The 11,807-nt window shown below is 53.3% G+C and carries 10 protein-coding genes and 1 tRNA gene; 2 read left to right on the forward strand and 9 right to left on the reverse strand.

Features of this window, described 5'->3' with window-relative positions; translation table 11 throughout:
* The first annotated feature begins 209 nt into the window (after positions 1-209).
* Positions 210-1,133 (forward strand): PHB depolymerase family esterase, encoded by a 924-nt coding sequence (locus tag AAF564_05310; GenBank protein ID MEM8484943.1) that lies wholly within the window; start codon positions 210-212, stop codon positions 1,131-1,133.
* Between the two features lie 6 nt (positions 1,134-1,139).
* On the opposite strand, the gene AAF564_05315 is transcribed toward AAF564_05310, so the two are convergent.
* Together AAF564_05315 and AAF564_05320 are read right to left on the reverse strand one after the other, a co-directional pair.
* A complete protein-coding gene (locus tag AAF564_05315; GenBank protein MEM8484944.1) occupies positions 1,140-2,630 on the reverse strand; it encodes a glycine betaine ABC transporter substrate-binding protein in 1,491 nt (496 codons plus the stop codon).
* The gene (locus tag AAF564_05320; protein MEM8484945.1) at positions 2,623-3,357 is read right to left on the reverse strand and encodes an ATP-binding cassette domain-containing protein; all 735 of its coding nucleotides are present in this window, start codon (positions 3,355-3,357) and stop codon (positions 2,623-2,625) included. The genes AAF564_05315 and AAF564_05320 overlap by 8 nt, the downstream gene beginning before the upstream one ends.
* 238 nt (positions 3,358-3,595) lie before the next feature.
* Between AAF564_05320 and AAF564_05325 the strand changes: the two genes are divergently transcribed.
* Positions 3,596-3,668: transfer RNA gene (locus AAF564_05325), tRNA-Thr, on the forward strand.
* Positions 3,669-3,746: 78 nt separating this feature from the next.
* Here the strand turns inward: AAF564_05325 and AAF564_05330 are convergent.
* The 7 genes from AAF564_05330 to AAF564_05360 all read right to left on the reverse strand — a co-directional run bounded on the left by AAF564_05330 (position 3,747) and on the right by AAF564_05360 (position 11,574).
* A complete protein-coding gene (locus tag AAF564_05330; protein ID MEM8484946.1) occupies positions 3,747-5,030 on the reverse strand; it encodes a prolyl oligopeptidase family serine peptidase in 1,284 nt (427 codons plus the stop codon).
* Positions 5,031-5,486: 456 nt separating this feature from the next.
* The gene (locus AAF564_05335; GenBank protein MEM8484947.1) at positions 5,487-6,257 is read right to left on the reverse strand and encodes an intradiol ring-cleavage dioxygenase; all 771 of its coding nucleotides are present in this window, start codon (positions 6,255-6,257) and stop codon (positions 5,487-5,489) included.
* A 61-nt stretch (positions 6,258-6,318) separates the two neighbouring features.
* Entirely contained in the window at positions 6,319-6,759 is a 441-nt protein-coding gene (locus AAF564_05340) for a DoxX family protein (GenBank protein MEM8484948.1), read from the reverse strand.
* Between the two features lie 103 nt (positions 6,760-6,862).
* On the reverse strand, positions 6,863-7,537 hold the full coding sequence (locus tag AAF564_05345) for a thioredoxin family protein (GenBank protein MEM8484949.1): 675 nt from the start codon (positions 7,535-7,537) through the stop codon (positions 6,863-6,865).
* A gap of 48 nt (positions 7,538-7,585) precedes the next feature.
* The gene (locus AAF564_05350; protein MEM8484950.1) at positions 7,586-9,715 is read right to left on the reverse strand and encodes a thioredoxin family protein; all 2,130 of its coding nucleotides are present in this window, start codon (positions 9,713-9,715) and stop codon (positions 7,586-7,588) included.
* 4 nt (positions 9,716-9,719) lie between these two features.
* Positions 9,720-10,607 carry a dienelactone hydrolase family protein gene (locus tag AAF564_05355; GenBank protein ID MEM8484951.1) on the reverse strand — a complete coding sequence of 296 codons (888 nt, stop codon included), beginning with the start codon at positions 10,605-10,607 and terminating at the stop codon, positions 9,720-9,722.
* Between the two features lie 28 nt (positions 10,608-10,635).
* The gene (locus tag AAF564_05360) at positions 10,636-11,574 is read right to left on the reverse strand and encodes a hypothetical protein (protein ID MEM8484952.1); all 939 of its coding nucleotides are present in this window, start codon (positions 11,572-11,574) and stop codon (positions 10,636-10,638) included.
* Between the last annotated feature and the right edge of the window lie 233 nt (positions 11,575-11,807).

The following is an 11,807-nucleotide window of genomic DNA, read 5'->3' on the forward strand; positions in this document are numbered from 1 at the left end:
AAAGAAAGTGGCTTTGATAGCAGTGGCCAACAAGCTGGTAAGACAGGTGTTTGCAGTAGTCAAAAGCGGTGTTGCCTTCGACAATGATTATGTCGAAAAAATGAAACTGAATACTTGATTCTTAACACAGTTCATCCTGAGTCCGGGAAGGATCTCTGCATGCATGGCACCGTACCTAAACTTCTGTGCAAACCCTCTATCCAAAGCCAATGAAGCAAACCAGTTTTCTCATCCTCGCCCTTCTACTCGCAGTCGGCTGCGATAACAGTACTACTGCCCCAGAACAGGAAATGCAGCAGATGGAAACCGTAGGCACCATCACAGCAGGCCTTACCCACGACGGGCTTGACCGGACCTACATCCTCTACGTCCCCGAATCCTACACCGGAGATACCCCCGTCCCTGTTGTCTTCAACTTCCATGGCTACACCTCCAACGCGACCGAGCAAATGGGCTACGGCGATTTTCGTGCGATTGCAGACACAGCCGGCTTCATTGTCGTGCACCCGCAAGGCACTTTGCTCGATGGCAGCACGCACTGGAACGTGGGGGGCTGGACGCTGGCCAGTACAGTCGATGATGTAGGGTTCACCGCAGCGTTACTCGACAAGCTGATTGAGGGCTACAACATCGACGAAAGCCGCATCTACTCGACGGGGATGTCTAACGGCGGATACATGAGTTTCTTGCTTGCCTGTCAGCTTAGCAACCGAATTACGGCTGTGGCCTCTGTGACGGGGTCAATGACACCTGAAACCTACAGCGCCTGCAACCCGCAGCATCCAACGCCAATTTTGCAAATCCACGGTACCAATGACAGCGTGGTGCCCTACAGCGGGGCAGTGTGGACACGGTCCATTGAAGATGTGCTCGACTACTGGGTAACCCACAACAGTTGCGACGGGAGCATGAAAACTGTTGCAGATCTGGCAAATACGAGCACGGCGGATGGCAGTACTGTCGACTACATTACCTATCCCTGTAGTGTCGACAACGCCGCAGTAGAACACTATCAGGTAGCCGGCGGCTTCCATACATGGCCTGGTGCAGAAGGGCCGGGCACCAATCAGGATATTGATGCCTCCGTTGAGATTTGGCGCTTCTTTTCGCGGTACGCACTACCCACAAATTGATCAAGCTCAGACGCGCAGCCCTTTAGGAATCACAACCTTCTCGAGGCTGTCAAAAAATGCCTGCGCAACGATGGCTAGCACTGCAGCCGGGATGGCGCCTTCAAGAATGAGCGCGGTATCATCAAGTCGAATGCCAGTGAGAATGGGTTGTCCATAACCGCCGGCGCCAATCAGCGCACCCAGTGTGGCCGTTCCAATGTTGATGATGGCAGAAGTTTTGATGCCGGCAAGAATGGAGCGCGAGGCCAGCGGCAACTCAACTTTAAGCAGCTTTGTGGAAGGAGAGAGGCCGAGGGCGTGAGCCGACTCAATAAGCGGTTGCGGGATATCGGTCAGGCCGGCGTGTGTGTTTCGGACAATGGGCAGCAGACTGTACAGGAAAAGTGCAACCATGGCCGGCGGCCCCCCAATTCCTAGCAGTGGAATCATAAAAACCAGAAGCGCCAGCGACGGGATGGTATAAATTACACCCACAATCCCCAGGATCACTCGGCCAATCTGTTCATATCGCGCGGCAATAATGCCCAGCGGGATGGCAAGTAAAATGGCTGCGAAAAGGGAAATTAGCACCAGATAGAGGTGTTCGCGGGTATATTGCCAGATACGCTCCCAGCGTGTAGCTTGAGATACTGCAATCTGGTTGTCCTGGAAAAAGGTCTCGTTGAGGAAATCGGCTGCGACAACGGCTTCTGGATTTTTGTCGAGTTTTGACCGGGCGTTGAGCGCGGTCATGCCTGCTTCATCGATCAGATGCTCAAGTTTCTTTAAACGTGCTTCCGCGCCGGGGAAGCGGTCCTCCAGATCATCACGATAGAGCAGGACCGCCTGGTAATCTGGGAAGAACTGCCGATCATCTTCCAAAACAGTGAGTCCGTAGTACGCAATCTCTGCATCTGTGGAGTACAGGTCCATCATATCGATTTCGCCAGACTCCAGCGCCCGGTAGGCAAGGTCGTGTACGAGGCCGCGGACGTTTTGCTGGGGCAGTCCGTATGCACCTTGCAGCCCCGGCCATCCATCTTCCCGATCCATAAACTCATTTGAAAATCCGCCGACGAGTTCAGGATGATTGATCAGGTCTGAAATCTGCGTGATACCAAGCTGGGTTGCCCGATCAGTGCGCATCCCAATGGCGTAGGTATTGTTGAATCCAAGCGGACGGGTAATGCTTATGCCGCGGTTGGCTAGGGAAGCCTTGAGCGCATCGTAGTTGGCTATGTTTTCCTGGGCGAGTACATCCTGGATGAGGGTGCCGGTGTAGTCCGGGTAGATGTCAATTTCGCCGGCCTGGAGTCCGTTCCACAAAATTGCAGTCCCGCCAAGTTGCGCACGGTGTGTTGCCGGTAACGCGTTGTTGGCGAGCAACTGTGTTGCAATCTCTCCGAGGATAACGGATTCGGTAAACGACTTGGAGCCAACCGTAATGGTGGATTGCCCAAAGGCCGGAAGGGCCCACGCAAAACAGAAGAAGAGTCCGATTAAGCAGCGATTACCCATCAAAAACCGTCCGTTGTGCGTTGGTGAAAGCTTCGACAAAAGGGGTAGCGGGTGAGTCAATGAGGTCGGTAAACGATCCCTGCTGTTCAACGCGTCCTTCGCGCAGGAGCAGGATGGTATCTGCAAAGTAGCCGGCTTCGTGCAGGTCGTGGGTGACCAACACCACGGTTTTGCTGAGCCGGCGGAAGATAGACCGCAAATCGGATTGCAGGTTGGCGCGGATCATCGGGTCAAGTGCGCCGAGGGGTTCATCGAGGAGTAGGACGTCGGGGTCGAGCATCAGGGCGCGCATCAAGCTGACGCGTTGCTGCTGGCCACCTGAGAGTTGGCCGGGGAAGCTGTCGAGCCGGTCAAAAGGGAATTGCACAAGGTCGGCCAGTTCGCGCAGCCGGCTTTCCTGTCGCTCTTTGGGCCACCCGAGTTGGGTTGCCAGCAGGGTCACGTTGTCGCGTGCCGAGAGATGGGGGAAGAGGCCACCATCCTGAATCACATAACCCATGTGGTACCGCATGGCTTGCAGGTTGTCGCGGGTGATGGGTTTACTGTCGAAGTAAACGTTGCCGGTGGTTGGAGCGATAAGTCCGTTCATCAGCCGGAGAAGTGTAGATTTGCCACAGCCGCTGGGCCCGATGAGGACCGTGGTTTCACCCGGTGTCGTGGTGAGGGACAGCGGGTGCAGCGCAACGGTAGATGCGTACGTCTTGGAGACCTGGTCTAGTTCGATCATGGTACCTTGGTGCGGCTGTAATTTAGCAGCGGTGCCAAGTCAATGCACAGGTATCCATTTGGTTCAACAACGGATCACGGAAAAGTAAAGCCGGTAATTCCCGGAGTCTCGGATGCATGTGAAGAAATATTGAGTAGCATTCAGGAAATCATCTCCCATGGGATCTCAGCCGCGATAACGGCGTGAAATGCCCTCGTTTGCAGAAATCAATCGGCAATCGAAATTCGACATTCGAATGGCCAACGTAGCTCAGCTGGTAGAGCAGCTCACTCGTAATGAGCAGGTCACCGGTTCAAGTCCGGTCGTTGGCTCTGGTCTAACATGGAAAGCCGCTGGTAGCGTATGTAGCCGGCGGCTTTTTTTGTTTTTGCATTTTGGCTAGAAATCTATCACCGCGACTGCGCAGCCAACCATTCCATAATCGTCACAGCCCTCCCATCGATCTCGACCAAGCTACCGTCGTAGTCATGCCGGGCAACGTTCGCGTGGCCGTAGATCCAGCTCAAGTGGCCGTTGTAGTGGAAGCCGGAACCGCCAAAGAAGCCGGTGATGTCTACCACGTGGTCGTAGTAAGAGAAGTACACGTCGGATGCGCCGGCAGCTTTCAACCGATTGTATACCGGCACCACCGTTTGCTCTGGATCGGTAACCGTATCATCTTTTGAGTGGATAAACCACATAGGGATTTCTTTAATCCGCTCAATCTGTGCATCTGTCAGGTACTCATTCGAAAAGGCTAGCGCGCTTGGGAACGCGGCTGCGTAGAAGTCGGGATACTCGATTAACAGTTTGATGGTCATATAGCCGCCATTGGAGCAGCCGCCTACATAAATCCGATCTCGATCTATGGATGGGTTTTGAGCGATGTACATTTCAATCAGGTTTTGGAGCGCCTTAAAGTAAATATCGTCAATCTCGCCCCAGGTTGTGCCCTCGCCGCTGTCCATCCAGCGCGTAGGTGTTTGTGGAACCAGTACAAAAGCGCCGCCCATAATCGCCTGTATTTCGTCGGATGCATAATTGGCAGCACGGTTGGCCACCAAGGGAATGGACGGATCTGTTCCGCCTTCACCGCCGCCATGCAGCCAGATCAGGAGGGGCGGTTTTTCGTTGTTGGTTTCCGGACTGTATGCTGCGTAGGTGAGGGTTGTGCCGTTGCCATCTGAGAACTTTCCAGAGAGATCAAAACGATCAATGATGGGCATGATTCTGTTCACTTCCCTGTTCCAGATCAAGCCGCTCGATTCATCCCTGATGGTCATTTTGTAGTCTACCCAGGCGTTGCCGGGGCAGCCTTTCGCCTGCGAGTACTGCATGGGTGAGCCGATGGGTAGATTGGGTGCCACGGCTAACACGAGCGTGACATGATTGCCTTCAGCTAACCGGTTGCCGGCTCCATTCGATACATACCCGTTGATCACACGCCGGCTACCCAGCTGCTGACTGGCGGGGATGTTATCGCAATCTGACGACCGTTGTACCAGGACCTCGTAGTTGCGCCAGTTGACCGTCTTGACGGGTTCGTTCAGCGACAGCATGACTTTGCTCACCGCCGGCCCCCAGTCGTAGCCTTCTATGACGATACCGTATGTGCCGTCTGTCGTTGGGGAGGCAGCAATGGAGCCGTGAAAGGCTGTGAAGAGGAGAAGGAGAAGTGGGAGTTTCTTTGTCATTGTGGGGGTCTCGAAGTGGGGTAGTACACTATGGCGATTCAAGGGGGAGTGCATAATAAGCAACTTTTTTGATTCCAGAGACTGTATACGTTTTTTTTTGCTTACCAAAAAACAAATCTCCAAAACGGCACCACCAAATAAGGCGCGCTGACTGATCTATCACCGAAAAACTGACCCATTCTAAATTTGAAAAATTACAGGTTCAATCGATCCTGTTTTTCGGGAAGCTTACACTTCCAGCAGCGCGATTTGCTGTTTCGCAGATGAAGGTGTGTCTCGACGCGATTTACGCCAGTTGGAATAGTGAGGCTGCATGTTGTATAACACCCGCGTCTGTCGTGCCAGACTTAATCTGGAATCCTGAGGGATGGCGTACAGTTTGGCTATTTGTATGCCTTTTGCTAGCCGAGTGGATACCGAATCAAGTTCTGCAGGACGTGGAGGTCAAGGGGATGACTAAGCGCGCTCAATGCCAAAGGTCAGCGTACCAACGTAGCCCCCTTCCACTTTGGTCATTTCCGCGATGGGGCCACGTTTGCCTTGTCGTTTGAAGATGCCGTCGTCAGCATTCATGGTACGGTTGCCACTTTTGGTGCTATATGCCTCGGCTCCATAGACGGCTTCGTTTACTTCTTCCGGGAAGTAAAGCTGACTCGTAAATACTTCGTTGTTTTCTAGATATACTTTGATGTGGATGTGGGTAGCACGCCCTGGGTACCAACCAGGATAAATAGTTTTGAAGGCGACCTCGCCTTTGGCATCAGTCACCTGGGCACCCCGCAGGTACGTTTTGTCGTTGTTCGGCTCCTGATGGAAACGCGGACGGTCTTTGTTTTCCGGTTTTGATCGATCCATAGGGCGGCCACGCTGCTCCTTGAACTCGCCGTCTTTGGTATAGACGGTTTCATAACCTGAATAAATACCGCCAGCATCGCAGCTCCAAATATCCACTACCGCATCCCGAACAGGCTCGCAGGCTTCATCTACAACTTTGAGTTTCAGATCCAGCACAGTACCGGGCCGGCCCTCGGTGATGTCCTGCCGGATCATCTTGGTGTCGAAGTAGAACGGCCCTTCTGTTTGTTGCGGTGTTACCGTGCAGGATGGTAACGCAGAAGGGGAGATGGCTGCTACTTGTTTTTCTCGCAGCGCGAGCGGTGCAAGGGCAGCACCAGCGCCGGCAGCACCAATACCCAGTACAACTTGTCTACGCGTTAGCTTTTTCATGGAATTGGATACGATAAAATGGAGTAATACACACTGAATAATAGTGTTTTGCTAAAATGGCTCACGCCGCAGCTGTTTCTTTTTCAGCTTTCGATTTTGCCATAATGGCATCTAGGCTGTATTTACCGGGGCCAAGAGGGAGTAGGCCTAGCAAGACGAACATATTCTTGAACGCGTGCGCTGGTGTTCCTTCTCCAGAAATAGCGTGCCGCAGTGTTGCAACCAGCATGGTGCCGGCTAGCAGTGCGACTATTGGACGATAGAACAGGCCGGCTGCGATCATTACCCCGCCAACCGATTCTGCAAAGGCAGCCAAAAATCCGAAGAAAGTATGGCCAAAGCCGATCCCAAACATCTCTAGCGTACTGCCCAGGCCTGCCCAGCTTTCCGGGCCACCCATGAGTTTGCCCCAGCCGTGGAAGAATAGGAAGCCGAGGCCAAAGCCAAGTCTGAAGATGAGCAGGCCATGGTCACGATACTTGTAGAGGTTGTCCCAAATCATGGTGGTAAGTGATTGGTGAGTAAATAAAAAACCGCCGGCTGAAGGGGAGCCGGCGGTTTAATATACTGATTTATGCGTTCTTTCGTGTTCTCGGGATCTCGTATCACCCCACAACACTCCGCACTCCAAACTCCACACTCAAATAATAATTAACCGAGCACCCATACGGCCGCGCAGTGGCAACAGACACTTCCTGCCCGTTCATTGCTTCTTCTAATGCGGCGCGGACGTAGTTGTTGGCCGTTTTGGTTTCATTCTCGCGGGCGCGTGGCTTGTCGTCGATGCCGCCTTTGTAGATCAGGGTGCCTTCCGGATTGATGATGTACATGTGCGGTGTGGTTTTGGCGCCGTAGAGCCGGCCGACGTCACCTGATGGGTCGAGCAGAATGGCCGTTTGCTGGCCGCCAAACTTTTCGTTCTGCATGTTCATACCGTCAGCTTCGTAATAACCCTGTTTGCCTGGGGAAGAAGAGACAATTGAAAGCCACACAACATCTTTGTCTTTATACGCTTGCTGGAGCTCTGGCATGTTGCCCGAGTTGTAGTGACGTTTCACGTATGGGCAGCCAAAGTTCAGCCATTCGAGTACAACAAACTTGCCTTCGAAGTCTGCAAGCGTGTACGATTCACCATCGGTACCGGGGAGGATAAAGGCCGGCGCAGCTGCGCCAATTGTTGCGTCATCTGCTGTGTTCGATGCAGGCGCATAGAAGCCCACAAAAAGTACCGCAGCAAAAGCAAGCAGTGCAATAGGTAAGAATTGGGTATGTGTTTTCATGGATAGTGTTCTATGTTTTTTATTCGGATTAAACGCAGGATATACTGATTAAAGTGACGCGCCGGCACGATCCGGGAGTGCTGAGAGCGCGTCGAGAATAATGGATTCGTTCAAAATTTCGGGAAGCAGCACTGGGGCCGCGTTTTTACCTGTGTAAAGCGCATACACCGGGACGCCATTTCGGCCAAGTGCTTCGAGGGCCTGTGTAATTTCAGGGTCTTCGTTGGTCCAGTCGGCCTGAAAAATCGTCACGCCTTTTTTGCGAAATGCATCCTGCACCGCAGTGGCGTTTAGCGTGGTGCGTTTGTTTACCTGACAGGTCAGGCACCACGCTGCCGTAAAGTCGATGAACACCGGTTGACCCTGTTCGCGCAATGCGGCAACCGCAGTTACAGAGAAGGGTTGCCAGCCCGATTTTACGCTGGCTGTTTCAACTGATGTCAAATCTGCCTGGCTGGCGGCACCGGTAAATACAGCGGCCATAGCGAGCAGGGTGAGGGCTGATGCGCCAGCGCGCGACCACAGCCGGGTACGCGTTGATATTTGAATGGCCGGCCATTTGCCAAGCACCCAACAGGCTGCCCCGAGCAAGAGCAGGCCCAGCAGCAACAGCGTAATGCCATCCGTGCCCGTCTGTTTGCCAAAAACCCAGATGAGCCAGATGGCCGTTGCCAGCATTGGAAAAGCGAGCACTTGCTTGAGCGTTTCCATCCAGGCGCCGGGTTTTGGGAGGCGCTTCACCAGGTTGGGCATGTTAGATAGCAACACGTAAGGCAAGGCCATACCGATGCCCAGTGCGGTAAAGATGAGCAGCCCTTCCGCAGTAGGTAAAACGATGGCAGCACCCAATGCCGCACCCATAAACGGTGCCGTGCAGGGGGTAGCAACGAGGGTGGCAAGTATGCCGTCAAAAAAGGCACGCTGGTGACCGCTGCCGCGAGACAGGTTGCCAAGTCTGGTTGTGAAGAGGCCAATTTCAAATACGCCCAGCAGGTTGAGTCCGATAACAAAAAAGAGGGCTGTCATGCCGGCAATAAACAACGGCGATTGCAACTGGAATCCCCAACCGACCTGACTGCCGGCAGCGCGGAGCGCAAGCAGGAGTCCGGCGAGCACCCAAAAAGAAGCTACCACCCCAAAGGCAAAGAACCACCCATGTTTGCGGATGTCTGTGGGACTACTGTCTGTTTGCTGGGCAAAGCCGAGCACTTTGAGCGACAGTACAGGAAAGACACAGGGCATCAGGTTTAGCAGCAGACCGCCGGCCAGGGCGAGCAATAGTAAAGGCAGCAACGCTTGTGTTGCCGGCTCAGCAGCAGCGGCTGCAAATCCTTGCTGGTCCTGCACCGGGATATCAACGGCGAGGGCCAGCGTGTTGTCGGCTGATTTGTTGATCAACACACCCGTCAGCTGTTCAGTTAATCCGCCGGCATATTCAGACTGCTGCAGACCAATCAGGTAAGCATTGCCATCGCGCGTGACAGGTTGCGGAGCAGCATGTTCTACAACGCTTTGTGCGCTTGAGAAAAAGTGAACATCTTCCCAATTTCCCTCAAAGGCTGAAGGCGGCACAACGCGGAGCACATAGCTTCCAGTTGTGCTGGTTGCTGCTACGTCCCAGCTTTCATCGGAAACGGGCAGTTGGTTGCGTGCTGTGTTAAAAAGCGGGGCGTCAGCACTTGATGTAGGCGTTGCCGCTTCAACGGGCAACTGGATAGAGACGGCTTCCTCTGCCGGTAAGCAGATTTCTTCGCAAATCAGCCAGTAGACTGTCGCTGTAATTTCGATCTTACTTCCCGTCGCCAGGTCTGCTGGCGGGGTGATGGCTGTCAGGAGTGTCACCTCGTTTTCATAGCCATACGTGCGCAGCGGGGGCAGGTCAATTTTGTGGGGAATAGGCCACTGGATGGCATCAGTGCTAAACGTTGCCGGCAAATCCCATACAATTTCAGTCGGCTCCCCCGAATCACCAGGGTTCAGCCAGTAGCTGTGCCAGCCCGGATCCATTTCCAGGTGAAGGCCCAGCGTAAACGGCACCCCGGGCTGGATCGATGTCACTTCTGAAATGAGGCGTGCGCTGCTGTACGGACTGCTGTCCTCAACTGCCTCATCCTGGGCCAATACAGGCGAAGCCACGAGGGTGAAAAGACTGATCAGGAGTGGGATAAACAATCGCATACCGTTAGCTCAGGTGCTCATTGAAAAAATCGACGGTTCTTTCCCACGCCAGTTTGGCTGCCGCTTCATCATAGCGTGGCGTCGTATCGTTGTGGAAGCCATGGTTCACACCCGGGTACATGTGCGCTGTGTACACCTTGTTGTGCGCTTTCAGTGCTTCTTCGTACGCCGGCCATCCTGCGTTGACGCGGGCATCGTTTTCTGCAAAATGAAGCAGGAGTGGGGCGTTGATATTGGGCACTTCTTCAGCCGATGCCTGGCCGCCATAAAAAGGGACCGCTGCTTTGAGTTCGGGTACGCGCGCAGCCATCATATTTGAAATCCAGCCACCAAAACAGAACCCTACCACACCAATCTGACCGCTACACTGTGGATGGCTTTTCAGGTAATGGAACGCGGCAATAAAGTCTTCCAGCATTTCACCCCGATCGCGTTCGCGTTGTAGCACGCGGCCTTCGTCATCCGTACCCGGATAGCCACCCAGCGGCCAAAGCGCATCGGGGGCAAGTGCAATGAAATTGGCGAGTCCGGCGCGCCGGCAAACATCTTCAATATGTGGATTCAACCCGCGGTTTTCATGCACGACCACAACACCGGGCAGTTTGGCCTCGTTGCCGGCCGGCATAGAAAGTAATCCGCGTATGGTACCCCCGCCTTTGGGGGATTTGTACTCAACATAGTTATCATCGAGCCGGCTGTCACCTGCCCGTACTTGCTGTGCCGCAGCGTACTTGGGCGACAGGAAATTGAGGATCGCTGTGGCTGTCAGGCCGCCGACGGCATATTGAGACAACTGCTCCAGAAACGTACGGCGGTCCATGTTACCGTGTACGTACCGATCAAAAAGATCGTAGACTTCCTGTTTGATGTCGTCTTTAGAAATTTCTCGCATGATTCAGTGGGGCAATGTGGGGCAGGTTTTATTCGAGTCCGAGTTCAGCGCGGAGGGGCAGATCCGCGTTGTTGTTATGATTCCAGTAGGCCAGCATCATCCGTTTGTTGCGGGTCGCTTTTGTTGTTCGGGGGCCAGAGCGAACATTGCGTGTTTCTTCCCAGCCTTCAATTTCGTGCGGGAAATCTTTGTTGAACGTAATGTGCAAGGTGCTTTGGATGACCGGGTACTTGATGACGTACTGCATCACATTGTCGCCGACTTCTTCCATCGAGGCTTCAGCATCCATAATTTCAAAGTCCATGTGATCCAGTCGCTGAATCATGGTACCCGGAATCATTTTGAATTTGCCTGTGGGCAACAGCTCAGGGTCGAGCCGGATAGCGTTCCACACTTCATCTTCCAGCATCACGGCATCCAGCGATACATCCTGATCCCCTTCACTTTCGAAGTAGGAGCGGCCTTCGATGTGATATTTGTTGCTGTCGCGGTTGATCTGGGTAAAGGTGTGCCCACACCATTCCTGCGAAGAGGTTGCCACCTTGAGCGTCCGGGGAAATTCGCTGCCCGGGATAGGGGTAAATACCGAAGACATCATCGAATACGGATAGATGCCCGTCGTGAAATTTCTTGTGGCGTTGAGCTTGAGCACACTCACTTTGTCATCGCCGGCGCGACTGGGGTAGTCGAGTTTTACTTGCTTCGACTTCGAGAAGTCTTCCGTGACAAAAATGAGCATGGCTGTTCCTTCGCGTACTTCGCCGTATCGCGATTGCTCGAGTGTGTAGCTTGTCAGTTCAGCTTCACCCTGGTACCAGTAATCGCCAAACTCATCCACGCTGGAACTGGTAGAAGCCAGGTTAACCGGACTGACGTCGGGGGATGGTGTATTCGTCTCCGGCGCCTCACAGGCAGTGAGGAGGCAGGCAAAAACCAACAACGATCCCGGGAAACTCAACCGTTTCATAAAATTCTTCAGTAAATGAGCTTGATATAAATAGCTGTTAATGCAGGCGTCAACTAGGCCGTTCACACCGCATACTCTTTCAGAATGAAGGGCAGAAATGATTTGTTTCTCATTTAACGTAATCATTACAACTACCTAAAACGACGTCTGGTGCATTTGGTGGCGGAGCTTTAATCCCTCTTTATACTTGTTTACAACTTTTAACAACACGCAGTTTGACAGATGCCGTTCTT

It is taken from the genome of Bacteroidota bacterium (genome assembly GCA_039111535.1).
Classification (GTDB): Bacteria; Bacteroidota; Rhodothermia; order Rhodothermales; family JAHQVL01; genus JBCCIM01.

Coding starts and splice junctions, on each gene's coding strand:
- AAF564_05330 (MEM8484946.1), bottom strand. CDS start 5,030: ATGACAAAGAAACTCCCACTTCTCCTTCTCCTCTTCACAGCCTTTCAC.
- AAF564_05360 (MEM8484952.1), bottom strand. CDS start 11,574: ATGAAACGGTTGAGTTTCCCGGGATCGTTGTTGGTTTTTGCCTGCCTC.
- AAF564_05320 (MEM8484945.1), bottom strand. CDS start 3,357: ATGATCGAACTAGACCAGGTCTCCAAGACGTACGCATCTACCGTTGCG.
- AAF564_05350 (MEM8484950.1), bottom strand. CDS start 9,715: ATGCGATTGTTTATCCCACTCCTGATCAGTCTTTTCACCCTCGTGGCT.
- AAF564_05345 (MEM8484949.1), bottom strand. CDS start 7,537: ATGAAAACACATACCCAATTCTTACCTATTGCACTGCTTGCTTTTGCT.
- AAF564_05315 (MEM8484944.1), bottom strand. CDS start 2,630: ATGGGTAATCGCTGCTTAATCGGACTCTTCTTCTGTTTTGCGTGGGCC.
- AAF564_05355 (MEM8484951.1), bottom strand. CDS start 10,607: ATGCGAGAAATTTCTAAAGACGACATCAAACAGGAAGTCTACGATCTT.
- AAF564_05310 (MEM8484943.1), top strand. CDS start 210: ATGAAGCAAACCAGTTTTCTCATCCTCGCCCTTCTACTCGCAGTCGGC.
- AAF564_05335 (MEM8484947.1), bottom strand. CDS start 6,257: ATGAAAAAGCTAACGCGTAGACAAGTTGTACTGGGTATTGGTGCTGCC.
- AAF564_05340 (MEM8484948.1), bottom strand. CDS start 6,759: ATGATTTGGGACAACCTCTACAAGTATCGTGACCATGGCCTGCTCATC.